The following is a 26,418-nucleotide window of genomic DNA, read 5'->3' on the forward strand; positions in this document are numbered from 1 at the left end:
ATCAGCGGAAAGGAGGCTCGTTGAACGCGCGCAGCTTGCGGCTGTGCAACCGATCACCTTGCTTGCGCAGCAATTCGCAGGTCAGGGTGCCGATCTGCATATGCGCTGAAATCGCCTCGTCATAAAAGCGGTTGGCCTGTCCCGGCAGTTTCAGCTCGCCGTGCAAGGGCTTGTCGGAAACGCACAACATGGTGCCATAGGGTACGCGGAAGCGATAACCCTGTGCTGCGATGGTCGCTGATTCCATATCGATGCCGACGGCGCGTGACTGCGAGAAACGCAGCGCGCTGGCGCTGTAGCGCAGCTCCCAGTTGCGGTCATCGGTGGTGACTACGGTTCCGGTGCGCATGCGGCGCTTGAGATCGGCGCCGCTGGAGCCGGAAATGGTCTCGGCGGCTTCGGCCAGGGCCTGCTGCACTTCGGCGATGGGCGGGATCGGAATTTCCGGCGGCAGGACGGTATCGAGGATATGATCGTCGCGCAGATAGGCATGGGCCAGCACATAATCGCCGATACGCTGGGTTGGTCGCAGGCCGCCGCAATGGCCGATCATCAGAAACACCTCGGGGCGCATCACCGCCAGATGATCGGTGATTGTCTTGGCGTTGGACGGGCCGACACCGATATTGACCAGGGTGATGCCGCTGCCATCGGGCGCCATCAGGTGATAGGCGGGCATCTGTATGCGGCGCCAGGCGCTGTCGGCGATAAGCTTTTTGGGATCGTCTGTCGGCTTTTCAATATAGAGACCGCCGGCGCCAGAAAGCGCAGTATAGCGTCCCTGGCCGACCTGGGTACAGGCCCAGCTTACAAATTCATCAACATAGCGATGATAGTTGGTGAACAATATGAAGCGCTGCGTATGCTCCGCCGGGGTGCCGGTATAGTGTTTCAGTCGTGCCAGCGAGAAGTCGGTGCGCAGGCCATCGAATAGCGACAGGGGCGCTGCGCCCTCTTCATTGCTATGGATATTGCCATCGGCAATTTCATCGCCGATATCGGCCAGCTCGGTCGTCGGGAAATAGCGCGACAATTCCTGCGGCGTAATATCCCCCAGCTCGAGCCCGTCAATGCCGTCGAGCACATAGGGGAAGGGGATTTCCTGGTCGCTGGGCGATACTTCCATGTCGATAGCATATTGCTCGGCGAGGATCTGCAACTGCTCATGCAGATAGTCGGCAAAGACATCGGGCCGGGTGACCGTGCCGGCATAGACGCCCGGAGTTTCCAGCCGGCCGAAGGACAGGCTGGGCTTGGTGCTGCGCTCATCGCCGGAATAGCGGATGGTGAGCTTGGGATAGGAAAACAGCCCGGCGGTACGTGCCGCATGATCGGGTATTGTCTTGTCGCGGCAATAGGCCTGCAGCGCATCCTGCAAGGCGCTGACTGCGGCATCATATTGCGCGCGCAGTTGTTCAATAACGGTATCGATTGTGTGCATGGATGGCGATGTATCGGGAAAATGATGTGCTGTCATTACGCAAATGCGCAGCAGAGCATCCATGATGAAGATTAATCATATCCTCGAGGCGGACTTTTGTGTTACGTCTGTGGAGGGTCGTGTTTATTGGGGAGTATTCATGCGACTTTCAGCCATCACATCTGCAGCAACCGCGATAATGTGCATTGCTTCGGCCTCGACCGCCGTGGCGCAAAGCGGTGGCAATGACAGCAGTCCGATACAATATTTTGACGGGCAGGTTATCCGTAATGCGATGGAACCAAAAGGCGGTACGGTCGAGGAACGCACCGGCAATAATGGCAGTACATTCTATCTGGTCAATTATGACGGTCTGAAAATGCTGGCTGTTCCGTCCAGCTGCAAGCCGGACAAGACGCGATGCATCGGGCTTGGTATTGCAGTGATATACCGCAGGTCGGACAGCATGTCCGATGCGGAAATTCTCACGGAGATCAACAAGTTCAACCGGAGCTATGATTTCCCCAAGGCGGTGATGAACACCAATGGCAGTGTATCGATCACCCGCTATACCATTGCCGATCATGGCAGCAATCTGGGCAATTTGCGTGCGGAATTCACCAATTTGGCGGCGCTGGCCAAGAAATATGACGCGCAGATCACGGCAGCTACGAAATAGCTGCCGACCATGGGCTGACGGTGTTGCGGCTCTAGCCTTCGCCTTCCATCCACATGCGCAGCAGATTGAATTGCACCGATTGTAGTCGGGTGTAATTGGCATCGCTCATGCCCAGTCCTTCGAGCGCGGCGACCTCGTTGAGCTCGTAGAGCAGGTTGCGGCGTGCGGTATCGGCAATGCGGCTCTGGATGAAGCAAAGGCCAACCAGTCGCTCGCCGCTGGTCACCTCCTCGACCTCGTGCAGCGTGGTCGAGGGGTAGATCACCGCAGAACCCGGCTGGCCTTTGAACCGCATCTGCGAATCGCCAAACAGCATGCGCAAAGCACCGCCTTCATAGCTGGCCGGGTCGTTGAGAAAGATGGTGCAGCTCAAATCGGTGCGGAAGGTCTTGCCCTGAACCACCATGATCGCGCTGTCGGGATGCAGGCCATAGCGCATGCCAGCTTCATATTTGGTCAGGATCGGCGCGGTAATGCCGACCGGGAAAGCGAAATTGCGAAAATCCTCATGCCGCATCAGTGCCGTTTCAAGCAGCTGGGCCGACTGGTCACCAGCCGTGTCGTCATGAAGGTGCAGGTTCTTCTTGACCTTGCTGTGCGGGTTGCTGATCCGTCCGTCGACAAATTGCGCGCTCGCCGCCATCTCCTTCAACTGGCTGATTTCCTGGGGCGTCAGCAGGTTCGGGATCTGCTTAATCATGCTGTTTCTCTTTATCACCGGGGCGCCGTCAGCAGCGCACCGCAGGCGCTATAACAGCGTCTCCGCAAAAACAAAACGGGCCGGAAAATCCGGCCCGTTTCATGATGTCAGAAGCAAGAATTTGTGCTTCAGGCGTCTTCGGCCTTTTCCTCGGCATCTTCTGCCGGGGTTTCAGCGTCATCCGCAGCAGTTTCTTCTTCTGCAGCGATCTCTTCCCCGGTTTCCTCACCGGCGATTTCACCCGGTTCGAGGTTCTGGTCGATATTTTCGACAAAGCCGGTGGCTTCTTCCGTGTCGAACATCTGTGCCATTACATCGACACCGTCTTTCTGCAGCTCGGCTTCGTCTTCCGAGCGGGCAACGTTGACCTGTATCGTGACCGAGACTTCGGGGTGCAGCGCGATGCGGACATCGAACACGCCCAATGTCTTGATCGGACGTTCGAGAATGACCATCGACTTGTCGATATCGGCGCCGGTCTTGTTGAGCTCTTCAACAATGTCGCGCACCGCGACAGAACCGTAAAGCTGGCCGCTGTTCGACGAGGCGCGGATCAGGACGATCTGGGTACCGTCGACATTTTCGCCATGCTTGGCGGCGGCTTCGGCGCGGTCCTTATTCTCTTTCTCGATGCGCTCGCGATTGGCCTCGAAAACCTTTCTATTGGCTTCGTTGGCGCGCAGAGCCTTTTTGTTCGGCAGCAGGAAGTTGCGGGCATAGCCATCCTTCACGGTGACAACATCACCGATCGTGCCGAGCTTCTCGATCCGTTCGAGCAAAATGATATCCATGTTTCTTGCTCCTTACTTCACGATGAAGGGCAGCAGGCCGATCTGGCGTGCGCGCTTGATGGCCTTGGACAGCTCGCGCTGTTTCTTGGCGGAAACCGCAGTGATGCGGCTGGGGACGATCTTGCCGCGCTCGGACATGAAGCCCTGGAGCAGGCGGACATCTTTATAATCGATCTTGGGAGCGTTCTTGCCGGAGAAGGGGCAAGATTTGCGGCGGCGAAAAAATGGGCGTGCCATGGGTCTTGTCTCCTGTTTCCGGATCAGTCGTTACGGTCGCGACGGCCGCGGCGGTCACGATCATTTTTGCGCATCATCACCGACGGGCCGTTTTCATGCTCGTCGACACGGATGGTCATATAGCGGACAACATCTTCATTGATCGCGGTCTGGCGCTCAAGCTCGGCGACGACATTGGTCGGCGCGTCGATGTTGAGCAGCACATAATGCGCCTTGCGGTTCTTCTGAATTTTGTAGGCGAGGGTTCTGAGGCCCCAGGTTTCGGTCTTGGTGACCTTACCTTCATTTTTTTCGACGATGTCCGTCGCGGTCTGGGCGAGTGTATCGACCTGAGCCTGACTCAAGTCCTGACGCGCCAGAAAAACATGCTCATAAAGCGGCATGGGCGTTTCCTTCACTGTTGCCGATCGCTGACGCAGCACCATGCATACGCCCCTCCGGCTTTCGTATTTCCCGTTTTTGCGAGAAGCGCGGCGCTTAGCGGGGTTATGCCGCTTTGGCAAGGGCTTTCGCGGCGTCTCTTGCCTCAGCCGTCCAGTTGCAGAGCCTGGTCCGGGTTTCTGCATCGAGACGTTTCCAGCGAGGCTCAAGACGTCTCGGGATGGCGGCCGCTGCGATCAACCAGTCCGGATCCGGGTCAGCATCCAGAAACCGGATCATATGGCGGAGTTCCGTCTCAGGGTTTTCGACCAGCCGTTCATATTCCAGATAATGCCGGCTTTCTGTGGGCAGAGACAGAAATTCCGGGATGCTGCTCAGCATCAGATCGCTCCAGAAACCGGCACAGTCTTTGAGCGAGGGTGGTGTGTTGACCATCCATCTGACGAGCGGCTTGACGCCAAATAGCATGTCATTGAACCGCAAATAACGGCTTCGTCCTGCTGGATCATCGATATCGATAGGGCTGCGGCCAAATCTGCGTGACCATTTCCAGTTCCAGATTGCCGGCCGTATCGGCTTGAAGGCCTGCATCGACAGGCTGACATCCCTGCCGTCGCGATAGAGCAAGATGAATTTTGCGCCCGGGAACAGGCCGGGCAGAAGCTTCGCATACATTTGCGATAGCCCTGTGCGCTCAACCCAGATTTTGCGGCCCAGCTTTTCCTGTAATGTCCTGAACAGCATAGCATGATGCTTCTCAATGGTCTGGACAGGAAAGCCCGGCACGATTTGCGCAAGTTTGTCGAACAGTGTCTGCGGATCATCGCTGAGATGCGGCAGCGCCGAAACCATCAGGGGCGGTACATTATCAATCGAAAAGCGCCCCATGTCCTCGCGATACAGGAATTCCCTCGGAGCCGTATCGGGGGTGAACATGACTCGCATCGACCGCGTCTGGGTGGATAATTGCTTCCAGTACTGCCTTCCGCTGATTGTGCCCGGCAACAGGCTTTTTGCGCCCTGCATAGAAAAGAATTCAGACAGGCTGAGAATGTCAGGATGCAGGTTCAGAATGTCCGAAAGCATCGTCGAGCCGCATCGGCCCGGGCCAAGTACAAAAGCCCCCGTTTCACCCGATAATATTGTCAAAGCCGTTCGCCCTGTTCACAATGCATGGTGGCAGAGGAGCATGCCAGTAAGGGGCATGGTTGAATAGCTGGAATCGGTGCGTGATTGGCACGAATTGGTTTTGCTCTAGGTACGAACAGCCGCCTCACGGGCAATCCACAAGGCGGGTGACATTGCATGGCTTGCTGTACTGGGCAGGCATTGCCCTGCATGATCCATTGCGGCGCACCTTGGTGCAAGGGAAAAAGCAGGCTTTCAAAAAGCCAATCAGGCATAGGCCAAAGGCTGTTATAGTGGCAGCGCCGAAAGTTTTTGGAAGGAACATCATTGCCCGATGACACATCTTATGGCTGGGATGCGGTGGCAGGGGAATTTATCCGCGTACGGTCGGCGACCGGGGTTGCGGTTATCGAGACTGTGGCAGCCGCCTTGCGGCGACAGGCCACTGTGCTTGATATCGGGGCAGGATCTGGCGAACCGCTGACTCGCATATTGGTTGAGAAAGGCTTTTCTGTCTCGGCGATCGATGCGTCACCGAATATGGTTGCGGCTTTTCGCCGGAATTTCCCCGATGTCGAGATTGTCTGCGAGCCAGCCGAGACCAGCCGGTTTTTCGACCGCTGCTTCGACGCGGTGGTGGCGGTGGGGCTGGTCTTCCTGTTGCCTGAGGGTGCGCAGCGCCGCCTCATCCCGCGCATGGCCGAGGTGGTGAAGCCGGGCGGCAGGCTGCTATTCTCTGCACCGGAACAGACGGGTAGCTGGGATGATTTGCTCACCGGCCAGCAGTCCTTCTCGCTCGGCTCTGCGGAATATTGCCGCATCCTCTCGGGCTGCGGGATGGAGGTCGTGGCTGATCATAGGGATGAGGGCGGGAGCCATTATTACGAAGCGCGCAAGCCGTCAGACTAGCGCGCTTCATCCGGTCAGACGCGCCAGAATATTCCGCGCAAAGCCTCTCAGCGTATCGTCACGTGCACCCATGATCAGAATGCGGTCGCCGGGGCGGGCCACGGCCACAATATGTTCTCCGCATGCTGCGCGGTCGGGGATATGGGTCGCTGTTGGCCCTTCGGTGATGGCCGCGATAATATCGCCACTGCTCACCGAGCGATCCACGGTGCCGCCAAAATAGACCGGGTCGCAGAAGATGACGTGATCCTCTGCATCCAGTTCCGCTGCGAACATCGCTGCCAGTTCCTGCCCCATGACGCGTAGCGGGCCGAAGCCATGCGGCTGGAAAAAGGCGATCACCCGGCCGGGAAAGGCTTTGACCGTGCGTAATGTCGCCGCGATTTTTTCCGGGTTATGGCCGAAATCATCGATCACGCTGATGCCATTGGCGGTGCCCATAATGTCGAAGCGCCGGGCAAGGCCGGAGAATGTTGCAATGGCTGTCACTGCCTGTTGGGGTGAAAGGCCGGCGCAATGTGCAGCGGTAATAGCAGCCAGAGCATTGGCGATATTGTGACGTCCGGGCACCTGCAGCGTGACAGGAAGTGTGGTGTCTGCCGTTTTTAGCGTAAAGCGCGCCGCCAGCGGTTCCTCAATCACGTCCACCGCACGAAAATCTGCACCATCTTCAAAACCGAAGCTGATCGCGCCGGGATGCTCGCGTCCGACCATCAGTGACTGGCTCTCGGCATCGTCATGGTTCCACACCACATGTCGCGCCTTGTCGGCAAAATCGCCGAACAGCGCGTGCAACTCCGTCAGCGACTTGTGGTCGAGACTGATATTGGTGAGCACCGCGATATCGGGCTGGAACAGGGCTATGGAACCGTCGCTTTCATCGACCTCACTGACAAAAGCGTCGCCCTTGCCGATCCGTGCGCTGGCGAAGGGCGCATCATCGCTGGTGAAATCCTTCATTACCGCGCCATTCATGATCGTTGGATCACTACCGGCCCGATGCAATATCCAGCCGGTCATGCCGGTGACGGTCGACTTGCCGCTGGTGCCACCAATGGCGATGCGCTGTCCGGCTTGGTTGAACAGCGCCGCCAGCAATTCGGCGCGGGTCATGCGTTTGCAGCCCAGGTCACGGGCGGCACTTACGTCCGGCACCGTGTCTTCCACCGCTGCCGAGGCTACCAATATCTGCTCGCTATCGCTGAGGCCGCTGCCATCCTGCGCGAACAGCTTCATGCCCTGTGCCTCGAGCCAGGAGAACTTGGCGGCGCTGCGCCCCTGGTCGTGTGCCCGGTCCGATCCGGCGACGTGTCCACCATGCGCTGCGATGATGCTGGCCAGCGGCAACATACCCGATCCGCCAATGCCACAGAAAAAATAGGATTTGTCGTTCATCCGCGTCGCGCTATTGCCTTTGCATGGACTTGGCAATGGGGAAGCGGGGTGTGGTGTGGAGAAGATGACCATTGGTGTCTGTGCGCCGTCGCGGCGGATCGACCGCTCGACCGCCGACCATGTGCTCGCCATTGCCGCGACCGGACACCGCGAGGCGGAGCTTGTGTTTCACGATCAGTGTTTTGCCAGCCACGGCCATTTTGCAGGGACGGACGAACAGCGCCGCAGTGCCTTTGTTGAACTGGCCAATGACCCCGATATCGACGCCATATGGTTCGCCCGTGGCGGCTATGGTGCCTGCCGCATTGCCGGCGATGCCGTGGGCGATCTTGGTGAAGCGGCGCGCACCAAAACCTATATGGGCTATAGCGATGGCGGCAATATGCTTGCGGCGCTGTATCGTCATGGCATTGGTACAGTGGCACATGGGCCGATGGTTGCCGATATCGGTCGTACCGGAGGCGATATGGCGATCACCCGCGCGCTGGACTGGCTATGCGACCGTGCGTCCGAGGCGCTGGCGCCGGGGCTGGAGCCGGACACGCCCTATGCCGCGTTCAATCTGATGACATTGGCCATGCTGGCCGCCAGCGATCTGTTGCCTGACCTTTCAGGCCATGTGCTGGTTGTCGAAGAGGTGGATGAACATCTCTATGCCATTGACCGGGCATTTTTTGCCATCACCAGCGCTTTGGCAGGCGCTCGATTGAGGGGTATCAGTCTGGGCCGCTTCAGCGCCATACCGGAAAACACCATCGATTTCGGCATCGATGTGGAACAGATTGCGCGACACTGGTGCGAACGCAGCGGCATTGCTTTACTTGATGCCATGGATATCGGCCATGATGCCGATAACAAGGTAGTGCCGTTCGGCACGGTCTGAACGTACGGTCAGACGCGCTGATGGCGAGGCAAAGGATAATCTGGCGAGCTGTCATGCGCTGAATGTGCTTGTTGCCCATGGCCATGATCTCTAGGGTCATGGCCCTGACAAAGTTGCAGCATATAGGGGCTGTCATGCTTGTTGTTTCTGCATTGTTGATGCTCACCGGGGCCGCTGCTGCCCCCATTGCTGAAATGCAGGAAGATGACACGCCGGATATAGCCGCGGAAGCGCCGGCCGAGCAGGATGACGAGCGCTATGCCACTCTCAAACGCCATCTTGACGCTGCCGAATATCGCAAGATCACCGAAATCCTCTACAGCAACCGTGACGCCGCCGTGGCCGAGCAGGACGCGCTGTGGCTGCGCGAACAGAGCCTGAAGGGGCAGTCGGCATTTATCAACCTGACCTATAGTGACTATCTGTGGCAGGCGCTTTCTGACCATGGCGATGCCGCCCGGCCGATTCTCGCTACATCGGCGGCGATGTTGCTCTACACCCTGATCGTCTTCGACATTGACGGGGCGCGCTGCGTCGACCGCACCGCACCCAGTGACCGCTCGCTGAAAATCATGTCGTCGCGCGGTGACCGCATGCAATTCATCCAGAGCCTGACCGAAGAGGAGAAAGAGAGCGTTACCAATATCGTGCTGATGCTCGATGAGCTGACAGCGGAAAAACGGGCAGAGGATTTCGACGCCGAATTTCTCTGCACCGGCGGGATGCAGCAGATGATGCAGGGCCTGCTTAGCGGCACGGTGAGGGAGCGTGAGCCGCGCGAGGGTGAGATTGGGCGCCAGTTCGAGGTTGATGATGGCGGCAGCTATGTGCCTGAGCTGATCGAGCGTGAGAAATGGGACAAGATCGCGGCAGAAAAGCGGGCGAAGCTGCCGGAAACGGTCAAATCCTTCCTTGAAGGCAGCGACAGACCGGACGATTAGGGCCCGTTCGGCGCGCTACCAGACGCGCGCAGCCAGGCGTCCGATTAAGCGGTGTGCGATGGCGAAGCCCAGATCGCGAGCGCAACGAACAGGGTAGCCAATGTGCCGGTTGCACCGGCGGGTTGGATAAGCGCGAGACCCTGGGGCAGGGCAAGAATGTTGACTGCCGTTGCAGCAAGGCCTGTGAGGATTGCAAGAACCGCAAGAGCCTTGGCAATGCCGCCGCCGTTCCACAGCGACAGCCCGAAACCGATTCCGGCCATGCCGATCAACACCTTGGCGAGGAAATAGAATAGAAACGCACCGGCCAGCACTGTCGTCATCAATGGCGCGAAATCTTCTCCGGCCTGGGTTGCGGGCAGGAACATGGAAAGCCCGATCCCCGCCTGCAAGGCGTTGAACAGCGCTGAAACGGCGAGCATCGCCCATATTACCCGGCGGGTCTGGTCTTCGACCATGGCTGCCATTGCCGCCACAGCCATCATCGTGAAGGCGACAGTTTCTACCGTCCAGATGGTCGAGCGTAGCGGCCAGCCTTCGACAATACCGACACCACTCAGCGTCGCGATATAAAGAATCTGCGTGGCAATGGTCACAAAAAGGGTCAGGGCAACGGCGCGACCGTTGGAAAGAAGGCTGTTCATGAGAAATCCCCCAAAATGATAAGGCATGGCAAGACGCACGCGGGTGCGCGCAATAATGATGGTTCGCGTGGCTCTGCGCGAAGGTTACAGCAGTGAAATGAGTGCGCCGATCTAATCGCTTTTGCCTATAAAGCCGAACATATGCCCCGCAACTTTGCGCATCTGGATTTCCTCGGCACCCTCGGTGATGCGATAGCGGCGATGGTGACGGTAAATATGCTCGAACGGTTTGTGGCGCGAATAACCGATGCCGCCATGCACCTGCATCGCGCGGTCCGCGGCGTCGCAACACAGCCGGTTGGCGCGGTAGTTGCACATCGAGATGCGGTCGGAGAGGCGCCTGGCGACTTCGGTTTTGGGCATGGTGTCCATAGCAGCCGCTGTCTGGTGGATCAGCGCGCGCAGCATCGCTGCTTCGCTGTGCAGCTCGACCAGCGGGAACTGGATCGCCTGATTGGCGGCGAGCGGCTTGCCAAAAGGCGTCCGCTTCCGAGCATAAGCCACCGATTCATTGATGCAATATTGCGCCGCACCCAACGAGGATGCGGCCTGGCGGATCCGGTTTTCATGGACGAAATGCTGTGCACAGGCCAGGCCCATGTCGAGATCGCCCAGTACGGCATGTGCGGGAATCCAGACATTGGTGAACTTTACCTTGGGGTGGTCGGTGGGCATGTTGAAGGTCCAGAGATATTCGCCAATTTCCACCCCCGGCGTGTCATAGGGGACGAGGAAGCAGCCAATGCCGCGAGCATCACCGTCTTTGCCGCTGTGCCGCGCAAAGACCATGCAATGGGTGGCGATATGGCTGCCGGTGGTCCACATCTTGTTACCGTTGATCAGCCAGCCATCCACACCATCGCGTGTCTCGGGAACGGCGCGAGTGTCCATCCATGTCGCATCCGAGCCATGATCCTCTTCGGTCAGGCCGAAGGTCCAGAGCATCCGGCCTTCGAGCATTGCAGGGATGAATTCCCGTTTCTGTTGCTCGGTGCCGAAATCGCGCACCATCAGTGGCTGGACCAGATTGCCGACGATCGAGCTTTCATTCTGAAGGTCGTTGTGCAGGCCGAGACCTTTGGTGGCAAGATGTTCCCTGATGCACGCCATGGCGAGGTTGGAACCGTCCTTGCCGCCAAATTCCTCGGGCAATGAAAAGCGGTAATGCCCGGCGACATCGGCGCGGCGGCGCATCTCGGCGAGCAATTCCTCCCATTCGGGGCGGGGCAGGCCATGATTGTCCCAGTCGGTGCGCGCATGCTCGCGGCGATGGTCGAAAAAGCGAATATTGTCATCCGCCTGCTCCAGCGGCTTGATCTGGGCTTTGATAAAAGCGTCGAGTTCGGTGAGATAATCGGTGATGTCCTGCGGGATGGCGAATGGGGTCATACAGTTATCCACTTCTGTTGAGCGACCTTCAGGCCGGCATAGTGCGGCTGGTCGATGACGCAGCTTGCCAGCGCATCGCGGCGCAGATCGCGCCAAAGGTCGGCATTTTGCGCAATGCCACCGCCAGCGGCTATATGCTGTTGCCAATGGGTGGCGCGGTCGAGCCGAGCCCGTCGAGCTTTTGGATTTTCACGCGCCGCGCGTTCGATCATGCCCATGGCATTGATGGCAACTTTGCGTTCAAACCGGTGATGGCCCGAAAGCCCCTCCAGTGCGTCGCTTTCCAGCCAGTAGCGAATGGCCTGTGCCAGTTCATTATCGCTGGTCTGGCCGGTTGGGATGGTCTGACCCGATATTTGGTCCAAAGACGTTTCGGGCGCGTGCATAAGCTGTTCAAGCAGCAGCAGCAAGTCGACCTCCACCTCCGATGCACGGCGACCGATAATCGCACGCTCGAGGCTGGTGTCTCGACCATCGCGCCAGATTTCGGTCATTTGCAGACAACATAGCCCCCACCACAAGGTGCTGTACACTAGCCAGAAATCGAAACGTGACCGGCTGATCTCGCTGCCGCCCGCTGCGCTATAGGCCGCAAGCAGATCATCGATCTGGGCAAAGCCGCCAACCGGCCTGTCATAATGGCCGAAACGCCAGCTCGGCATGCAGAGATAGGCGAGATCCTGTGTCGGATCACCAAGATGCGCCAGTTCCCAGTCGAGGACGCCGCTCAGACCGTCCGCATCGACCATCAAATTGCCCATGCGAAAATCGCCATGCAGCAGCACGGCTGCTACATCCGGTGGACAATTTTCGCTTAGCCACCGCAGTGCCAGCGCATAGGCGGGCAAAACCGCGCGATAATGGGAGTAACGTTCGGCGAGTTGCTCGACCATTTCCGCTGTGTCGATATGGCTCAGCGTGACAGGCAGTTCCGCCATCGGCAAGGCGTGCAATCTGGCCAGCTCTGCCGCGCATTGGTGCGCCAGCTTTGGTCGTGCTTTGGCAAATTCCGGTTTGCGCAATATTCGCCCCGGCAGTGTCTCGCCTTCGATGCAACGCATGACGAAGCCATCGCCCATGGCGTCTGCCTCGACCAGTATTGCCACGACCGCGGGTGCCATCACCCCGGATTTTTCCGCATAATCGATCAGCGCAGCCTGATCTGCCAGCGACAGAGCGCTATCCTCGGCTTCAATATCGGCAAATCCATCGGGCGCGCGGCGCAGGACATATTCTTCGTCCTGATAGCTGAATTTCCAGCTTTCCATATTGGCGCCACCGGAAAGCCGGCGCAGACCGGCGATAACAGCATCGCCGCCCCAAAGACGTGCGCACAAGCGGCCCAGTGCCTCTCCCAGCATGTTTTTATCCATGTCCGAAGAAGGTTAAGCGAACGATTAAATCAGGGCAAGCGAAAGCCGCTGACACGGATGTCCTGCTGTGCATCATTGCCCTGGGTTATTGCCTAATCGCCATGGTGCCGGTAATCCCCCGCCAGTTTTGATAAAGGACATTGCGATGACACGGGCTTTTCTCTTCCCCGGACAGGGCAGCCAGAAAGTGGGCATGGGTGCCGAACTGGCGACAAATCATCCTGTTGCGCAGCAGGTTTTCGATGAAGTCGACGAAGCGCTGGGCATGAATCTGTCACAGATCATGTTTGACGGCCCTGATGATGCACTGATGCTGACAGAAAATGCGCAACCGGCCATCATGGCCAATTCCATCGCGACATTGCGGTTATGGCTGGATCGCGCCGGTGGCCCGCTGGCGGGCCATGCCGACTGTGTCGCCGGGCACAGCCTTGGCGAATATACCGCCTTGTGCGCAGCCGGTTCGCTCGATCTGGCGACCACCGCCAGGTTGCTCAAGCTGCGCGGCGCAGCAATGCAGTCAGCAGTGCCGGTGGGTGAGGGGGCCATGGCGGCGTTGCTCGGCATTGGTTTCGAAGAGGCGGTCACGGTGACCGAACAGGCGAGTACGGAAAACAGCCTGTGCGTTGCCGCCAATCACAATGCGCCTGGGCAGGTGGTAATTTCCGGGCACAGGGAAGCGGTGGAACGCGCCTTGCCGCTGGCCAAGGAAGCGGGCGCACGCAAGGCCATGGCGTTACCGGTTTCGGCACCGTTTCACTGTCCGCTGATGCAGCCCGCTGCGGACAGGATGGCCGAGGCACTGGCAGATGTCGCCATCAATGCACCGGATGTTCCGCTCTATGCCAATGTCACTGCGTCAGCAGTCAACGATGGCGATGCCATACGCAAGCTGCTGGTCGAACAGGTGACAGGCATGGTGCGATGGCGTGAATCGATTACCGTGATGCATGATGAGGGTGTTGACCATTTTGTCGAATTTGGCAGCAAGGTCCTGACCCCGATGGTCAAGCGCATTACTCCCGAGGCAGCGACCACCAGCCTTGTGACCGCAGACGATATTGAGGCTTTTTCACAGGGCTGATAATCAAATTGCTCGGGCTGAGCTTGTCGAAGTCCCGCAGCGGAGGAAATAGCCCTAGGGCAAGCTCAGGGCCAATGGATGAGGATATCTGCATGTTTGATCTTACAGGAAAAACCGCGCTGGTAACTGGCGCATCGGGGGGTATTGGCAGCGCCATCAGCAAGGCATTGGCGGCGCGTGGTGCGCGATTGGCACTGTCGGGTTCCAGCGAAGAGAAGCTCAACGCATTTCGTGACGATCTGGGCGGCGACCATGTCGCGCTGTTGTGCAATCTCTCCGATTCGGATGCGGTCGATGCGCTGGTACCGGCAGCGGTCGAGACACTTGGCGGTCTTTCCATCCTGGTCAACAATGCCGGGATCACCCGGGATAATCTGGCGATGCGGATGAAGGATGAGGAATGGTCCGATGTCATTCGTGTCAATCTGGAGGCTGCGTTCCGGCTGATGCGGGCAGCGGCGAAGCCGATGATGCGGGCGCGCTCGGGCCGGATCATCTCGATCAGCTCGGTGGTCGGTGCCACTGGCAATCCTGGTCAGGCCAATTATGCCGCGTCCAAGGCCGGCCTGGTTGGCATGTCCAAGGCCATGGCGCAGGAACTGGCCTCGCGCGGGGTCACCGTCAACTGCATCGCACCGGGCTTTATCCAGTCGGCAATGACCGATGCATTGCCCGATGCGCAGAAAGAGGCGCTGATGCAGAAAATTCCTGCCGGACGGCTTGGTTCGGGCGACGATATTGGCACCGCCACGGCATTTCTCGCCAGCGATGAGGCTGGTTATATCACCGGGGAAACGTTGCACATCAATGGCGGCATGGCGATGCTCTGATACCGGCATTTGGCCGGGCCTGATGACAATCGCATTCTATCTGCTATATCAGCCGGGACTTGCCAGAGGCCGCGCAGGGCTTTAGGGCAGATTGCAAATCAAACACAATCAACAACAGACAAATCAACAAGCCAGAAGGAACCCCGATGAGTGATACAGCTGATCGCGTAAAGAAAATTGTTGTCGAGCATCTCGGCGTGGAAGCGGACAAGGTCTCGACCGATGCCAGCTTCATTGACGATCTGGGCGCAGACAGCCTCGATATTGTCGAGCTGGTCATGGCATTCGAAGAGGAATTCGGTGTCGAAATCCCCGATGACGCGGCTGAAAAGATCAGCACCGTCAACGATGCAATCGACTATATCGACAACAATAAGGGCTGATTGCGTTTCCGCGTCTCGCCGACCGCGCAAGCGGGCAGACGCAGAGAGGCTTTTGCCAAGAAGATCGATTGATAGATATTTCCGGGTCTTCCGTTTCGGGCTATAGCGTCGGGCGGAAGGCCCTTTTTTATCGGCTGATCACGCAATTGTGATTGGGACCGCTTGTGAACAGGCGGTATCCCGGCCGAGCGATTTGGAGAACAAGCAATGCGTCGTGTGGTGGTGACCGGATTGGGTTTGGTGACGCCTCTGGGCGGTGATGTGGAAACCAGCTGGCAAAACCTGATTGCCGGAAGATCGGGCGCGGGACCGATTACCCGGTTCGATCCGGTTGATCAAAAATGCAAGATCGCCTGTGAGGTCAAACCGGCCGACCATGACTGGGGCTTCGACCCCGACAAACGGGTCGACAGCAAGATCCAGCGTCAGGTCGATCCGTTTATCGTCTACGGCATTGATGCCGCCGGTCAGGCGCTTGAAGATGCCGGGCTGACCGATATGAGCGATGAAGAGAAACGTCGTACCGGCTGCTCGATCGGTGCCGGTATTGGCGGCTTGCCGGGTATCGAGAAGGAATCGATCGTTCTCCACGAGCGCGGTCCCGGTCGGGTAAGCCCGCATTTTGTCCATGGTCGTCTGATCAACCTTGTCACCGGTCAGGTGCAGATCAAATATGGCTTTATGGGCCCCAATCATGCGGTGGTGACAGCATGTTCCACCGGTGCGCACTCCATCGGCGATGCGGCACGAATGATCGCGCTCGACGATGCCGATGTGATGCTGGCCGGTGGTGCGGAAAGCACGATCAATCCGCTTGGTGTTGCCGGTTTTGCCCAGGCACGTGCGCTCAACACCGGTTATAATGACCGCCCCGAAGCGGCGAGCCGCCCCTATGACAAGGACCGGGAGGGCTTCGTCATGGGTGAGGGTGCCGGTGTTGTGGTGCTCGAGGAATATGAGCGGGCCAAGGCACGCGGCGCGACCATCTATGCCGAAGTCGTCGGCTATGGTCTGTCGGGTGATGCCTATCATGTCACTGCACCGCATCCCGATGGTATCGGTGCGCAGCTGGCGATGGAAATGGCGCTGAAAAAGGCTGGCATGGGGCCTGGCGACATCGATTATGTCAATGCCCATGGTACATCAACCATGGCCGATACCATTGAGCTGGCCGCGGTGAAGCGGGTGCTGGGCGATGATCTGGCGGGGGCTTCGATGAGCAGCACCAAATCGGCTATCGGTCATCTGCTCGGCGGTGCAGGTGCGGTGGAAGCGGTGTTCTGCATATTGGCACTGCGCGACCAGATCGTGCCGCCGACGCTCAACCTCGATAATCCGGATGAAGGCACGGAAGCTGTTGATCTGGTACCGCACAAGGCGAGGAAGCGCGAAGTGCGCGCGGTGCTTAACAACAGCTTCGGCTTTGGCGGTACCAATGCCAGCCTGATCATGAAGGCTGTGTAACGCTCATGGCCCGGCGCGTCGGCTGCCTTATCCTGCTGCTCGCGGTTCTCGGCGCAGGGGTGCTCGCCGGCAACTTCCTCTGGGGCTGGAACGGTGCCGGACCTGCGGAAGAAGAGATCAGCTTCATCCTGCCTGAAGGCACCAGCCTGACCGAGGCCGCTGCACTGCTAGAAGAGGCGGGCGCGGTGCGTTCGGCCAGCGCCTTTCTCAACCGGGCAAAGATTCTCGGCAATGGCGACCCGATCAAGGCGGGCGAATTCCTGATCCCTGCCGGGGCCAGCAATGCCGACATTTTGGCGATATTGCAGGGCAATGATTTCGTGCTGCGGCTGGTCACCATACCCGAAGGCATGCCCAGCATATTGGTACACGAAACGCTGATGGCCGAGCCGCTGCTGACGGGCGAGATCGCGATTCCGGCTGAAGGGTCGGTGCTGCCCGAAAGCTACAGTTTTGAACGCGGTGAGAGCCGCGCTGCGGTTCTTGGACGGATGCAGGAAGCGATGCGCGAGACACTGACCGATTTGTGGGATAAACGTAGCAGCGATATTGCGGTGTCATCGCCTGAAGAAGCGGTCGTGCTCGCCTCGATCGTCGAGAAGGAGACCGGTGTTGCCGAGGAACGCCGCACCGTCGCCGGATTATATTCCAATCGGCTGAAACGCGGCATGATGCTGCAGGCTGACCCTACGGTGATCTATCCGGTGACCAGGGGCAAGCCGCTGGGACGGCGCATATTGCGCTCCGAGCTCAATGCGGTGAACGATTACAACACTTATACCAGCCTGGGTCTGCCCAAGGGACCGATCACCAATCCCGGTCGCGCTTCTATCGCCGCAGTGCTTAATCCGGCGCAGACCAGCGCGATTTATATGGTTGCCGATGGCAATAATGGTCATGTTTTCGCCGATACGCTGGAAGAACATAACCGCAATGTTGAACGCTGGTTTGCAATCCGGCGTCAGCGCGGCGAGATGTGACTGTCTGGCTCCGCCTATCGCATGGAGCCTTTGGCAATAGCGCGCTGACACGTCCACAAGCCGACAAGAATGGAAACCACAATCGCAGCCTGTAGCCCGGCAAAGCCCGAAGGCAGTGCCGTGCGTGCTGTTTCGTTGCCGAAGAACCAGATATCCTGCAATATAAGGCCGATCAGCGAGGTGACAAAGAAAGTGCGGGCAATCTTCCGCCTGGCCAGCATCATCAGGCCCGCCAGGACCCCCGCTACAACGGCGGTAACGGAACCGGCCAATGCCCAAGCTGGTCGTGCCTCGAGCATTTTGAGCTGGTCCGGTTCAATCGCGCCATAGCCCAACAGATAAGGATCACCGAATACGGCGTACATCCCGAAGGCGTTCCATAACGTCAGGATCGTCGTGATTATCCAATAGGATATTGATGGTTTCTGCATGTTTTCCTCCCCCAAGGATGGTGACGATTTTAGGCCTTAACCGCATGTCAAGGCAACTCCTGCGCCGTCGATTGTTACGAACAGGCAAAAATCTGTGGAACCAAAGCCTTAGTCAGGCGTCTTGGGTTGATGTTGCGGTGCACAATATCCATGTGTGCAGCGCATCATTCGTCTCAAATTTATCCTGGAGGAGAAAGAATTCATGATCGGCCGTAATATACCCAATGTCTGCCTGAAAACCCGTGTGCGCGATGAGAGCGTCGGTGGCGAAAATCCGTTTCGCTGGCAGGATGTGATGACCGGCGACCTGTTTGCCGGCAAGCGCGTAGTCCTGTTTTCGCTGCCGGGTGCTTTTACCCCGACCTGCAGCACCTACCAGCTACCCAATTTCGAAAAACTGCAAAGCGATTTTGCCGCTCAGGGCATTGACGATATCTACTGCATCTCGGTCAATGACGCCTTTGTCATGTACCAGTGGGGCAAGCAGCAGGGCGTCGAGAAGGTCAAGCTGCTTCCCGATGGCTCGGGTGCTTTCACCCGCCGCATGGGCATGCTGATCAACAAGGATCATCTCGGCTTCGGTCCGCGCAGCTGGCGTTACGCCGTGGTCGTAGAAGACGGCAAGATCACCCATTGGTTCGAGGAACCGGGCATCAACGATGATGGCTCCGACGAAGATCCCTATGGCGAGACGTCGCCGGAGAATATCCTGGAAACGCTGCGCGGCGAGGATGTTGCCAAGGCAGCCTGACCTTTCCGGTAAAGAATGATGAGGGCGCGGGCAAGGCAATTGCTGCCGCGCCCTTTTCTTTTTCGTTTTCTGTGCTGGCCTGGTGGTTTAAGCGCATGGCATGACAGATCGTCGTCCGATCATCATGACCGCACGCATGGGGCGCGATGACTTTGCCTGGGCCAATGGACTGAGGCGACAATATTATCCGATTGAGCGCAACCATGTGGCGGCGCATATCACCCTGTTTCACCATCTTCCCGGGCCCTATGCCGGTGAGGTGGTGCGATGTGCCCAGCAAATGGCGGCACAATATGCCGCGCCGCGCAGTATGGTCAGTGACGTTATCAAACGCGATGGCGGTGTCGCCTATCATGTAGAAAGTGCGGATTTACTGGCCATCCGGATGGAAATGGCCGAGCAGTTTCACGGGTTGCTGACGGCGCAGGATCAGGGCGAGCCGAGACTCCACATCACGGTACAGAACAAGGTAACCGCGGCGGTGGCGAAAGAGACTTTCGCAAAGCTGGGCGCGGGCTTCATGCCGCGCCCGCTCAGCATTACCGGGCTGGCGCTGTACCGCTATGCCGATGGCCTGTGGGAAAACATGGGCGAATATGGTTTTCGTGGCAAAGTCACTGTCGCGCAATAGGTCAGGGGTTAGGCGCGGCAGACTTCCTTGAGCGGTATTTCGGGGTCGCCGAGCTGTCCTTTGTCCAGTTCTTCACCTTCCTCGACTGCCGCCTCGATCAGTGCCCGGCCCTGGACATAATCCTTGGTCTTGTTGACACAGTCGAGCGCAATTACCCGGTCATCCTTGAGATAAATTACTGAAAAGTTGCCGCTTGCCGGGTCGCCACGGATAATTTCTTCATCATGGCCGATGGCGATGCCAACTGTCTGCAGCCGGGCATCATATTGGTTAGACCAGAACCAGGGCATCTCCTTATAGGGCTTGCTCTTGCCAACGATGTCGAGCGCCACGGTCTTGGCCTGATCATTGGCATTCTGCACCGATTCGAGCCGGATATGCGCGCCATTGGCGTAAGGATTGGCATGGTTTGCGCAGTCGCCAATGGCATAGATGTCAGATAGACTGGTGCGACACAGGCCATCGACATCGATGCCGTTGCCGCCCATCGCGCCATCGGCGATCAGCGGCCCGGTTTCGGGGATGATCCCGATGCCGAACACCACCATGTCGCAGGCCAGGCTGGTGCCGTCGTCGAGCAATATCGATGTCGCCAGGCCAGCATCATTAGTGATGAATTTCTCCGCCCTGGTCCCAAGCCGGATGGCAACGCCATGCTGCTGGTGCAGCGCTTGATAATAATCGGCGATGGCCTCACCACAGACCCGTGACAGCAGCCGGTCCTGCAATTCGACCACGGTGACTGCCTTGCCGGCTTTTGCCGCCACCGCCGCCACTTCTAGACCGATAAAACCGCCGCCGATGATCACGATATTTTCGGCATCGGCCAGCGCCGCGCTGATGGCGTCGGAATCGGACTTGCGACGCAGACCAAAGACATTGTGGCTATGGCTGCCGGGGCAGTCGAGCATGCGCGGTGCACCGCCACCGGCCCAGACCAGCTTGCCATAGCGCAGCAGGCTGTCATCGGAGAGGGTGATCTCGTTCAGGCCCGATGTGACGCTCGAAACGCGCCGACCCAGCATCATGGTGATGTCGCGTTCCTGCCAGAATTTTTCCGGGCGCAACGCCATGCGATCGAATTCCTTGTCGCCGCTGAGATATTCCTTGGAAAGTGGCGGGCGTTCATAGGGCAGGTGTTTTTCATCACCGACCAGTGCGATGCTGCCCTCATAGCCATATTGCCTCAGTGCGATTGCGGTCTGCGCGCCGGCATGACCCGCGCCGACAATGATAGTGTCGAACTCTTGCATATATCTGCCCTGCCACCCTTTTGTTTTGGCCTTATGTCCCCGCCATGCCCCATCTGACAAGCTCTGAGCGATGAAGCATTGATAAAAATACGGTTCAAGCCATTCGCGATATTGACCCGCATGGCATGCGCAACTATAGCCCGCGACCTGCGATCCCGCTATGCGGGACCGTGCCGATATGGCGGAGTAGCTCAGGTGGTTAGAGCAGTGGAATCATAATCCATGTGTCGGGGGTTCGAGTCCCTCCTCCGCTACCAGTCTTTCCAGAAACCGAAATCCCCGGCGATATTGCTCGCGCTGCGACACTCGCCAACAGGCTATTGCTAGCCGATCAGCCGCTCGATCAGCCAGAAACTACCTGTGGTCCCAATGCCATAGGTGGCGAATTTGAGTGTGCGGTTCCAGGCCATTTCTGGGACTTGCCTTAATGCAGCCAGAACCAGCAAGGTAACTGCTACAACCAGCAGCTGGCCAGCCTCTACCCCTATATTGAAAGCAAAAAGCGCGGTCGCAAGCTGGGTTTGCGGGAGCCCAATATCAGCAAGGGCACCTGCAAAGCCAAAGCCGTGCACAAGGCCAAAGACAAAAGCGACGGCCCAGGGGTAGTTGCGGGTCAGCGTGCGCCTCTCGGGGTCGCGCAACACCATGGCCACTTCGACTGCAAGAAACACGATCGATAGCGCTATAAGCGCTTCGACCGGACGACCGGGAAGACCCGAATAGCCCAGGATAGTCGCAACTAGCGTGATCGAGTGCGCGATAGTGAACGCGGTTGCGGCTTTGATGACTGGCCATGGAGCCTGAACCAGCAGTACCAACGCAATCACAAACAGCAAATGGTCCCAGCCGAATACAATATGTTCGGCACCGATTATAAAATAGTCTGCCAGCACACTCAGCGGTGAAGGTTCGGCCAATATCGTTGCAGTCGGTGCATCCGCAGTGAGACGAAAGCTTTGCGCCGGGGCATTCTGCGGAATGAAGCGCGCAATCGCATCGGATTTGCCAAGCAATTCACTGAGTCCGAAATTCCCACCCGCAGGCGTGCCCTTGCAGATAAGGTTGACCCGACCCATCAGCGCTGCAGATTGGATGCGTTGCGCCGGATTGTCCTGCATGGTGCAGTTTTCGGGGATCACCGGTTCAAGCCGGTCTGCCAAAATGGTTGCGCTGCCGATAGCGAGCGTGACTTTCCATTCCAGAGTGTATGCGTCCTGCTCTACCTCGCGCAATTCCACAACCGAGGGGCGCAGTTCATGCGCCATAACCGGAAATGCCGTCAGCATGGCGATCAGACCAATCAGCAAGCGGATCATGGCGTTCATCGATCGATATCGATGCGGTAAGCACTGCGCAGCACTTCGTAAGCGCGCTCCTTGCGCGTTTTTATCTGGGCGTTGCGCCAATCATTGGCAAGAGCGCCACGCATGGATTCGAAATCAGGCGGTTCCGTAGCGCGTTCGCGCAGGCGTACCAGATGCCAGCCAAAGCCTGAGGGCAGGGGTCCCTGCCAATCATCGCCTGGTTCGAGCACGTTTAGCCCGCTGACAAAGTCCTGGCCAAAGCGCGCCTCTACATCGCGCATGGCTGTAGTTTCGATGCTCGCAGGAAGGCTTGTTGCCTCGCCTGCATTGGCACCGCTGCTCAAGGCGACTCTTGCCTCAGCTTCGCTGGAAAAGAAACTCTGGTCAAAGCTCACCCTGGAATTCTCCGTGCCATAATCAGCATAAAGCTCGGGATTCTCCTTGAGGAAGGCGCGCAGTACCTCTTCGGACGGCTCAGCGGTTTCCGCAGCAAGGCTGGCAGAGAAATCCATCTTGGAAACCAGACGGCGACGGACAATCGCGTCGCTTTCATCTAGCCCGAGGCGCAGCGCTTCGCGGTAGAGCACTTCTTCGCGCACATAGGCGTCAATCGCCTGGTCCAGTTCCGCGTCGGTTGGCGAGCGCCCCATGGTAAGCGTCCAGCTCTCGGCGATCTTCTCCTTCTCGCTTGCACCTACCTTGATAACCCGTGAGGCAGGATCAGGCGGTGAGCCGCCCCAGGTCAGGGCGACATAAAGCGCTGCGCCCAAGACGATGAAATGGACCAGCGGTTCACGCGCCCAGCCAGGTAGATTCACATCGCCCTCTTATGATTTCGATTGGAGCCAGATGGGTGAAGTATAGGCGCGCTCCTGCGCCACGGCATCGGCCATTGCTTCATCGGACAGCTTCACGCCAAAGCGTACTGCATCGAACAGAGTCCAGCGTGGTGTCGGGATTTCCAGAACGCGGACATAATAGAAGGCGCGCTGGCCGGGGCGGTAATTCGGGTCGGTCCAGACCGTGCGCAGTTCCGTTGCCCCGATATTGTTGCTGTAGGTCGCATCGTCACGGTTTACGGTGTCGCCGACAGCGGGGACGCGCCCGCCGCTCCTGCGCCGGCTGTCCATATCGCTCCACACCACATCATAAATCTGCTCCTGCATCTGGCCAGAGGCATCGAGCCAGCCCTTGATAACCTGAACCCGGTCAAGATTGGCACCGTCAGGATCTTTCATCGCGGTGATCAGAAAGCTGGGTGCATCGCCCTGATCATCCAGTTCGCCACCCATGGGTACGCCGCGCGTATAGCCTGTGCGTACCCAATCACCGTCCAAGTCTGCTTCGGTAAAGCCAAAACCGCCAAAAATGCGCACCGTCATGCGTGGGCCGGTTGTGGCGTACACCTCGCGCCGGGCAAAGGCGTCAAAGATTTCCGCCCGTGTATTGCCGCGCGCCCAGGCTGCTGCATAGCCGCCGGCAAGATAGTGCCAACCAAAGCGCCCTTCGCGCGTGCCAAGATTCTGTCCCTTGTTCGCACGGTCGGTATAGGCTTGTTCATTGCCGGTATGCTTGCCCCAGAAATTGTCCTCATCGCCTGTCGCCAGCGAAGTATGACTGTCGGTCGAACCGATCATGCCAAAGGTGTATGGATTGACGCCCATTTGCGCTTCCAGAGTCAGGCCACGCAACAGGGCAGATCGCGCATAGGACCCGGCATACATCGATGGTACCGTCTTTTCGGTGAGGGGAAGGTTGCCGAGTTCCCAGCCTTTAACACCAAAGCCTGCCATTTCGTCATTGGGAGACAGATAGGGGTGGGTTTCGCTGTCACCCTTGATCTGCGTGACTTCGACCACTGGCTCCGCCCAGGCGCGCAAGGCTGCATATTCAGGCGTCATTGGCGAGCCATCTTCCATGGTCATCTGGAACATCAGGCCATTGGAAACATTGGGATTGTGCGGGATAGCCAGCACTCTGCCCCCGGTTTCTTTTTCATAGGCGCGCATATATTCCCAGAGTTGCGGCGCGGTGGTGGAAATGCCGGGGAACGGTACAGTCTGACGCGTCTTGTCGCTGCCATCGCGGAACATCACGACCCGGTGCAGATTGTTGCCATTCGGCATCGCTGTCCATTCATAGCCTGCTAGCGCTGTAAAAACTCCAGGTTCATTGTAACGATCGAGGATGCTGAGCTGGGTGTTCCAGATGTCCTTGGTTGCCTCGGCTGCCGCTTCAGGATCAGCGAATGCTTCAGGTACATTTCCTTCTGCTGCCGCTGAAATCAACTCGCCTACCGCTTTCGTCGACTGCTCAGGGCTTTCGTGCATCATATCATACCAGCGCAATACGGTCTCATCGCCCATGACCCAGTTCACATACCAGCGCGGAGCGTCATAAAGGCGGCGTGTCGCGCCCAATCCGTCAGAGTGATCAGCGATCACCAGGAAATCGAGTGGACGGGACAGCTGAGTTTCGGCGCCAGTGGTGGCGGTGACTTTTTCGCCGCGGGCGAAACGCAGGGCCTCTTCCGGCCCCAGCCGGGTGCCAAAGCCAAAGGCATCAACAGAATTGTCGGTGTGCAGGTGGGTGTCGCCCCAATAGGGTCGGTCTGGGAACTCCGCGAGCTCTACCGTGTCTGTGCCATCGCCTGATTGTGTTTCACTGACGGTCGGTTCACTCTCTGAACAAGCCGCAACTGCGACCGCCAGAACGCTCGCAACGGAAAGTGTCTTCCATAATTGTCGCACGATTTTCTCCTGCCCCGCATATTTTTCGTCAACCATTGCTCTGGATTGAGCAGCCGTCAAGCGCAACGCTATGTAGCAGTGAACAGGAAAATACGGGGCATGGATGCCTGATGCGCTTATGGAACATAATTTTCTGATAGGATTTTATACCGTGCGGCAATTGTTCCGGATGATTCGGCAATCGGCGAATCCGTGTGTATAAAGCCGTTTTGCGGCATCGCATTTTGTCGATCAGCGCCAGACACTTGCCGTAAACTGATGATCAGCCGATTGCGCAGATAGCAGGAGCGTTTACAATTCTCTTAATGGGGCTAATGGAATCCGAGTCGATGTTGGACAGGCTATCGGGCCGGCAACGCGAGTGTCTGACGCTCGTTGGTGATGGCTATACATCCAAGGAAATTGCCCGGAAACTGTCGATTTCTCCGTCGACCGTAGACAATCATATCAATTCCGCAATTCACCTTACCGGAGCAGCGAACCGCGCCGAGGCTGCACGCATGCTCAAGCAGATTGCCCATAGGCAGGCATTGCCTAGGCAGCCGCAAACTCTTCTCAAACCCGAAAAAACCGGCACTGATGAAGCGGTGGACAGACCTGCTGTCTGGACGCAGTTTTTGAAATTACCGCCGTTCAGGGGAACAGCTGACAATATGAGTGGAAGGTTGCGAACCTTCCACATAGTGCAACTCGCCATAGTTTCTTCCATCGCGGTTCTTGCAATCGCTTTGATCATGGCAGGAGCAATGCACATATTGTCCTGATTTGGCCCCGCGGAGGTTGATGAAGGAGGCCATTTTGAAAATCGAAGAGAAAAACGGTCGCGTAGTGGCCAATGATACGCAAGTCACCCTCGCCAGCATCGATCAGGCAATTACGGATAACCTCAACCTGTGTTCGAGCATCCTCGAAGTCTCGAAAGCCTCGAACCTCCCCATATCTGCCAATCAGCCGTTGATCGAAGGCTGCGCCGAAAGCCTGAACGACATCGTTAGCGGTCGGCGAAAGATGGTCAAACTGCTGGCCAGCATGCAACGCATACAACGCCAGAGCAATCTCTCCGAAACTGCCTTTGGCTGCCCCGATGGTCTGCATGGCATGGTCAGCAGTCCGGAAACAGCCACTGAAACGGTTCGTCAGCCGGAGGCTGTCAGCCAGTAACGCCGCGCTGCCGATCACATTATCGGCAGCGACCTAAATCGATAACACCAGTCGAAAGTGATATCCTCGACCCATGATTGCACTGATTTTCTGGGTGCTGGTTCTGCTGGCATGCGCTTACGGTTTCCTCTGCGGAGGATGGGAGGCGAGGGTCGCCTCGATAGTCACGGTCGCCGCATCTCTCGGTACCTACGGTATATACTGGGCAGGTGCGGGCGGACCGTGGCTATCGTTGCAAATGGGTGTGCTGCTGGTCGATCTGGCCTATCTCGGTGCATTGCACTGGCTCGTCCTGCGCAGCCGCTATTGCTGGCCGATATGGATGTGTGCATTTCAGCTGGCCGGCGTGTCGACACACTTCCCGGGACTGATGCCGGTCAGTCTGGTCTCCGACATTTACGAAGCATTGCAGGGCTTCTGGTCGATTCCCGTGATCCTCTCGATGGTCCTGGGGGTCTATTATGAGCAAAATCAGAGGAACGGTTATGATCGAGGGCAGTCCTTTGGGCGCATCGATATCTGATGA

Annotated in this window: 29 protein-coding genes and 1 tRNA gene; 15 read left to right on the forward strand and 15 right to left on the reverse strand. The window is 57.9% G+C overall.

Annotated features, from left to right (window positions below):
- Nucleotide 1: 1 nt before the first annotated feature.
- Complete coding sequence (locus AAFX04_04785) at nucleotides 2–1,441, reverse strand: AMP nucleosidase (GenBank protein MEO1044737.1); 1,440 nt, start codon at nucleotides 1,439–1,441, stop codon at nucleotides 2–4.
- A gap of 139 nt (nucleotides 1,442–1,580) precedes the next feature.
- Here AAFX04_04785 and AAFX04_04790 point away from each other — a divergent pair, with 139 nt between their 5' ends.
- Nucleotides 1,581–2,099, forward strand: coding sequence for a YbjN domain-containing protein (locus AAFX04_04790; GenBank protein MEO1044738.1), 519 nt, complete (start codon nucleotides 1,581–1,583; stop codon nucleotides 2,097–2,099).
- A 31-nt stretch (nucleotides 2,100–2,130) separates the two neighbouring features.
- Here AAFX04_04790 and AAFX04_04795 read toward each other — a convergent pair whose 3' ends face one another.
- The 5 genes from AAFX04_04795 to AAFX04_04815 all read right to left on the reverse strand — a co-directional run bounded on the left by AAFX04_04795 (nucleotide 2,131) and on the right by AAFX04_04815 (nucleotide 5,357).
- Nucleotides 2,131–2,799 (reverse strand): Fe2+-dependent dioxygenase, encoded by a 669-nt coding sequence (locus AAFX04_04795; protein MEO1044739.1) that lies wholly within the window; start codon nucleotides 2,797–2,799, stop codon nucleotides 2,131–2,133.
- Nucleotides 2,800–2,927: 128 nt separating this feature from the next.
- Entirely contained in the window at nucleotides 2,928–3,590 is a 663-nt protein-coding gene (rplI, locus tag AAFX04_04800) for a 50S ribosomal protein L9 (protein ID MEO1044740.1), read from the reverse strand.
- 12 nt (nucleotides 3,591–3,602) lie between these two features.
- Nucleotides 3,603–3,827 carry a 30S ribosomal protein S18 gene (rpsR, locus tag AAFX04_04805; GenBank protein ID MEO1044741.1) on the reverse strand — a complete coding sequence of 75 codons (225 nt, stop codon included), beginning with the start codon at nucleotides 3,825–3,827 and terminating at the stop codon, nucleotides 3,603–3,605.
- 23 nt (nucleotides 3,828–3,850) lie between these two features.
- Entirely contained in the window at nucleotides 3,851–4,210 is a 360-nt protein-coding gene (rpsF, locus tag AAFX04_04810; protein ID MEO1044742.1) for a 30S ribosomal protein S6, read from the reverse strand.
- Between the two features lie 103 nt (nucleotides 4,211–4,313).
- Nucleotides 4,314–5,357 (reverse strand): sulfotransferase, encoded by a 1,044-nt coding sequence (locus AAFX04_04815; protein ID MEO1044743.1) that lies wholly within the window; start codon nucleotides 5,355–5,357, stop codon nucleotides 4,314–4,316.
- A 339-nt stretch (nucleotides 5,358–5,696) separates the two neighbouring features.
- On the opposite strand from AAFX04_04815, the gene AAFX04_04820 reads away from it, so the two are divergent.
- Nucleotides 5,697–6,245: a class I SAM-dependent methyltransferase gene (locus tag AAFX04_04820; protein MEO1044744.1), complete on the forward strand. Its 549-nt coding sequence runs from the start codon at nucleotides 5,697–5,699 to the stop codon at nucleotides 6,243–6,245.
- 6 nt (nucleotides 6,246–6,251) lie between these two features.
- On the opposite strand, the gene AAFX04_04825 is transcribed toward AAFX04_04820, so the two are convergent.
- Nucleotides 6,252–7,640 (reverse strand): Mur ligase family protein, encoded by a 1,389-nt coding sequence (locus tag AAFX04_04825; protein ID MEO1044745.1) that lies wholly within the window; start codon nucleotides 7,638–7,640, stop codon nucleotides 6,252–6,254.
- A 64-nt stretch (nucleotides 7,641–7,704) separates the two neighbouring features.
- Between AAFX04_04825 and AAFX04_04830 the strand changes: the two genes are divergently transcribed.
- Both AAFX04_04830 and AAFX04_04835 read left to right on the forward strand, forming a co-directional pair.
- Complete coding sequence (locus AAFX04_04830; GenBank protein MEO1044746.1) at nucleotides 7,705–8,523, forward strand: LD-carboxypeptidase; 819 nt, start codon at nucleotides 7,705–7,707, stop codon at nucleotides 8,521–8,523.
- Nucleotides 8,524–8,657: 134 nt separating this feature from the next.
- Nucleotides 8,658–9,464 (forward strand): hypothetical protein, encoded by an 807-nt coding sequence (locus AAFX04_04835; GenBank protein ID MEO1044747.1) that lies wholly within the window; start codon nucleotides 8,658–8,660, stop codon nucleotides 9,462–9,464.
- Between the two features lie 44 nt (nucleotides 9,465–9,508).
- Here AAFX04_04835 and AAFX04_04840 read toward each other — a convergent pair whose 3' ends face one another.
- The 3 genes from AAFX04_04840 to AAFX04_04850 all read right to left on the reverse strand — a co-directional run bounded on the left by AAFX04_04840 (nucleotide 9,509) and on the right by AAFX04_04850 (nucleotide 12,870).
- Nucleotides 9,509–10,108, reverse strand: coding sequence for a hypothetical protein (locus tag AAFX04_04840; protein MEO1044748.1), 600 nt, complete (start codon nucleotides 10,106–10,108; stop codon nucleotides 9,509–9,511).
- A gap of 111 nt (nucleotides 10,109–10,219) precedes the next feature.
- On the reverse strand, nucleotides 10,220–11,497 hold the full coding sequence (locus AAFX04_04845; GenBank protein ID MEO1044749.1) for an acyl-CoA dehydrogenase family protein: 1,278 nt from the start codon (nucleotides 11,495–11,497) through the stop codon (nucleotides 10,220–10,222).
- Nucleotides 11,494–12,870: a phosphotransferase gene (locus AAFX04_04850; GenBank protein MEO1044750.1), complete on the reverse strand. Its 1,377-nt coding sequence runs from the start codon at nucleotides 12,868–12,870 to the stop codon at nucleotides 11,494–11,496. Before AAFX04_04850 ends, AAFX04_04845 begins: the two co-directional genes overlap by 4 nt.
- 145 nt (nucleotides 12,871–13,015) lie before the next feature.
- Between AAFX04_04850 and fabD the strand changes: the two genes are divergently transcribed.
- From fabD to mltG, 5 genes are all read left to right on the forward strand, one after another.
- A complete protein-coding gene (fabD, locus tag AAFX04_04855; protein MEO1044751.1) occupies nucleotides 13,016–13,954 on the forward strand; it encodes an ACP S-malonyltransferase in 939 nt (312 codons plus the stop codon).
- A 92-nt stretch (nucleotides 13,955–14,046) separates the two neighbouring features.
- Nucleotides 14,047–14,784 (forward strand): 3-oxoacyl-[acyl-carrier-protein] reductase, encoded by a 738-nt coding sequence (fabG, locus tag AAFX04_04860; protein MEO1044752.1) that lies wholly within the window; start codon nucleotides 14,047–14,049, stop codon nucleotides 14,782–14,784.
- 146 nt (nucleotides 14,785–14,930) lie between these two features.
- The gene (locus tag AAFX04_04865; protein MEO1044753.1) at nucleotides 14,931–15,167 is read left to right on the forward strand and encodes an acyl carrier protein; all 237 of its coding nucleotides are present in this window, start codon (nucleotides 14,931–14,933) and stop codon (nucleotides 15,165–15,167) included.
- A gap of 207 nt (nucleotides 15,168–15,374) precedes the next feature.
- A complete protein-coding gene (gene fabF / locus AAFX04_04870) occupies nucleotides 15,375–16,631 on the forward strand; it encodes a beta-ketoacyl-ACP synthase II (protein MEO1044754.1) in 1,257 nt (418 codons plus the stop codon).
- Nucleotides 16,632–16,636: 5 nt separating this feature from the next.
- Entirely contained in the window at nucleotides 16,637–17,611 is a 975-nt protein-coding gene (gene mltG, locus AAFX04_04875) for an endolytic transglycosylase MltG (protein MEO1044755.1), read from the forward strand.
- A gap of 14 nt (nucleotides 17,612–17,625) precedes the next feature.
- Here mltG and AAFX04_04880 read toward each other — a convergent pair whose 3' ends face one another.
- On the reverse strand, nucleotides 17,626–18,042 hold the full coding sequence (locus tag AAFX04_04880; protein ID MEO1044756.1) for a hypothetical protein: 417 nt from the start codon (nucleotides 18,040–18,042) through the stop codon (nucleotides 17,626–17,628).
- Between the two features lie 202 nt (nucleotides 18,043–18,244).
- Here AAFX04_04880 and AAFX04_04885 point away from each other — a divergent pair, with 202 nt between their 5' ends.
- The gene (locus AAFX04_04885) at nucleotides 18,245–18,793 is read left to right on the forward strand and encodes a peroxiredoxin (protein MEO1044757.1); all 549 of its coding nucleotides are present in this window, start codon (nucleotides 18,245–18,247) and stop codon (nucleotides 18,791–18,793) included.
- A gap of 100 nt (nucleotides 18,794–18,893) precedes the next feature.
- Nucleotides 18,894–19,424: a 2'-5' RNA ligase family protein gene (locus tag AAFX04_04890; protein MEO1044758.1), complete on the forward strand. Its 531-nt coding sequence runs from the start codon at nucleotides 18,894–18,896 to the stop codon at nucleotides 19,422–19,424.
- 8 nt (nucleotides 19,425–19,432) lie between these two features.
- On the opposite strand, the gene AAFX04_04895 is transcribed toward AAFX04_04890, so the two are convergent.
- On the reverse strand, nucleotides 19,433–20,677 hold the full coding sequence (locus tag AAFX04_04895; GenBank protein ID MEO1044759.1) for an FAD-dependent oxidoreductase: 1,245 nt from the start codon (nucleotides 20,675–20,677) through the stop codon (nucleotides 19,433–19,435).
- A 180-nt stretch (nucleotides 20,678–20,857) separates the two neighbouring features.
- Between AAFX04_04895 and AAFX04_04900 the strand changes: the two genes are divergently transcribed.
- Nucleotides 20,858–20,934, forward strand: a tRNA-Met gene (locus AAFX04_04900).
- Between the two features lie 66 nt (nucleotides 20,935–21,000).
- Here the strand turns inward: AAFX04_04900 and AAFX04_04905 are convergent.
- From AAFX04_04905 to AAFX04_04915, 3 genes are read right to left on the reverse strand one after another with little or no spacing between them, the layout of a single operon-like run.
- On the reverse strand, nucleotides 21,001–22,002 hold the full coding sequence (locus AAFX04_04905) for a HupE/UreJ family protein (protein ID MEO1044760.1): 1,002 nt from the start codon (nucleotides 22,000–22,002) through the stop codon (nucleotides 21,001–21,003).
- A complete protein-coding gene (locus AAFX04_04910; protein ID MEO1044761.1) occupies nucleotides 21,999–22,799 on the reverse strand; it encodes a peptidyl-prolyl cis-trans isomerase in 801 nt (266 codons plus the stop codon). The genes AAFX04_04905 and AAFX04_04910 overlap by 4 nt, the downstream gene beginning before the upstream one ends.
- Before the next feature lie 9 nt (nucleotides 22,800–22,808).
- A complete protein-coding gene (locus AAFX04_04915; protein MEO1044762.1) occupies nucleotides 22,809–24,767 on the reverse strand; it encodes a DUF3604 domain-containing protein in 1,959 nt (652 codons plus the stop codon).
- 278 nt (nucleotides 24,768–25,045) lie between these two features.
- Here AAFX04_04915 and AAFX04_04920 point away from each other — a divergent pair, with 278 nt between their 5' ends.
- From AAFX04_04920 to AAFX04_04930, 3 genes are all read left to right on the forward strand, one after another.
- On the forward strand, nucleotides 25,046–25,495 hold the full coding sequence (locus tag AAFX04_04920; protein MEO1044763.1) for a helix-turn-helix transcriptional regulator: 450 nt from the start codon (nucleotides 25,046–25,048) through the stop codon (nucleotides 25,493–25,495).
- A 19-nt stretch (nucleotides 25,496–25,514) separates the two neighbouring features.
- The gene (locus AAFX04_04925) at nucleotides 25,515–25,892 is read left to right on the forward strand and encodes a hypothetical protein (protein ID MEO1044764.1); all 378 of its coding nucleotides are present in this window, start codon (nucleotides 25,515–25,517) and stop codon (nucleotides 25,890–25,892) included.
- Nucleotides 25,893–25,965: 73 nt separating this feature from the next.
- Nucleotides 25,966–26,415, forward strand: a complete 450-nt coding sequence (locus tag AAFX04_04930; GenBank protein ID MEO1044765.1) for a hypothetical protein — start codon at nucleotides 25,966–25,968, stop codon at nucleotides 26,413–26,415.
- Nucleotides 26,416–26,418 lie beyond the last annotated feature (3 nt).

The organism is Pseudomonadota bacterium, from assembly GCA_039818985.1.
Classification (GTDB): Bacteria; Pseudomonadota; Alphaproteobacteria; order Sphingomonadales; family Sphingomonadaceae; genus Alterisphingorhabdus.

Bases quoted from the DNA above. Each gene is read 5' to 3' on its own strand.
- AAFX04_04785 (MEO1044737.1), bottom strand. From the start codon at position 1,441: ATGCACACAATCGATACCGTTATTGAACAACTGCGCGCGCAATATGAT.
- AAFX04_04790 (MEO1044738.1), top strand. From the start codon at position 1,581: ATGCGACTTTCAGCCATCACATCTGCAGCAACCGCGATAATGTGCATT.
- AAFX04_04795 (MEO1044739.1), bottom strand. From the start codon at position 2,799: ATGATTAAGCAGATCCCGAACCTGCTGACGCCCCAGGAAATCAGCCAG.
- rplI (MEO1044740.1), bottom strand. From the start codon at position 3,590: ATGGATATCATTTTGCTCGAACGGATCGAGAAGCTCGGCACGATCGGT.
- rpsR (MEO1044741.1), bottom strand. From the start codon at position 3,827: ATGGCACGCCCATTTTTTCGCCGCCGCAAATCTTGCCCCTTCTCCGGC.
- rpsF (MEO1044742.1), bottom strand. From the start codon at position 4,210: ATGCCGCTTTATGAGCATGTTTTTCTGGCGCGTCAGGACTTGAGTCAG.
- AAFX04_04825 (MEO1044745.1), bottom strand. From the start codon at position 7,640: ATGAACGACAAATCCTATTTTTTCTGTGGCATTGGCGGATCGGGTATG.
- AAFX04_04830 (MEO1044746.1), top strand. From the start codon at position 7,705: ATGACCATTGGTGTCTGTGCGCCGTCGCGGCGGATCGACCGCTCGACC.
- AAFX04_04835 (MEO1044747.1), top strand. From the start codon at position 8,658: ATGCTTGTTGTTTCTGCATTGTTGATGCTCACCGGGGCCGCTGCTGCC.
- AAFX04_04840 (MEO1044748.1), bottom strand. From the start codon at position 10,108: ATGAACAGCCTTCTTTCCAACGGTCGCGCCGTTGCCCTGACCCTTTTT.
- AAFX04_04845 (MEO1044749.1), bottom strand. From the start codon at position 11,497: ATGACCCCATTCGCCATCCCGCAGGACATCACCGATTATCTCACCGAA.
- AAFX04_04850 (MEO1044750.1), bottom strand. From the start codon at position 12,870: ATGGATAAAAACATGCTGGGAGAGGCACTGGGCCGCTTGTGCGCACGT.
- fabD (MEO1044751.1), top strand. From the start codon at position 13,016: ATGACACGGGCTTTTCTCTTCCCCGGACAGGGCAGCCAGAAAGTGGGC.
- fabG (MEO1044752.1), top strand. From the start codon at position 14,047: ATGTTTGATCTTACAGGAAAAACCGCGCTGGTAACTGGCGCATCGGGG.
- AAFX04_04865 (MEO1044753.1), top strand. From the start codon at position 14,931: ATGAGTGATACAGCTGATCGCGTAAAGAAAATTGTTGTCGAGCATCTC.
- fabF (MEO1044754.1), top strand. From the start codon at position 15,375: ATGCGTCGTGTGGTGGTGACCGGATTGGGTTTGGTGACGCCTCTGGGC.
- mltG (MEO1044755.1), top strand. From the start codon at position 16,637: ATGGCCCGGCGCGTCGGCTGCCTTATCCTGCTGCTCGCGGTTCTCGGC.
- AAFX04_04880 (MEO1044756.1), bottom strand. From the start codon at position 18,042: ATGCAGAAACCATCAATATCCTATTGGATAATCACGACGATCCTGACG.
- AAFX04_04885 (MEO1044757.1), top strand. From the start codon at position 18,245: ATGATCGGCCGTAATATACCCAATGTCTGCCTGAAAACCCGTGTGCGC.
- AAFX04_04890 (MEO1044758.1), top strand. From the start codon at position 18,894: ATGACAGATCGTCGTCCGATCATCATGACCGCACGCATGGGGCGCGAT.
- AAFX04_04895 (MEO1044759.1), bottom strand. From the start codon at position 20,677: ATGCAAGAGTTCGACACTATCATTGTCGGCGCGGGTCATGCCGGCGCG.
- AAFX04_04905 (MEO1044760.1), bottom strand. From the start codon at position 22,002: ATGAACGCCATGATCCGCTTGCTGATTGGTCTGATCGCCATGCTGACG.
- AAFX04_04915 (MEO1044762.1), bottom strand. From the start codon at position 24,767: ATGGTTGACGAAAAATATGCGGGGCAGGAGAAAATCGTGCGACAATTA.
- AAFX04_04920 (MEO1044763.1), top strand. From the start codon at position 25,046: ATGGAATCCGAGTCGATGTTGGACAGGCTATCGGGCCGGCAACGCGAG.
- AAFX04_04925 (MEO1044764.1), top strand. From the start codon at position 25,515: ATGAAGGAGGCCATTTTGAAAATCGAAGAGAAAAACGGTCGCGTAGTG.
- AAFX04_04930 (MEO1044765.1), top strand. From the start codon at position 25,966: ATGATTGCACTGATTTTCTGGGTGCTGGTTCTGCTGGCATGCGCTTAC.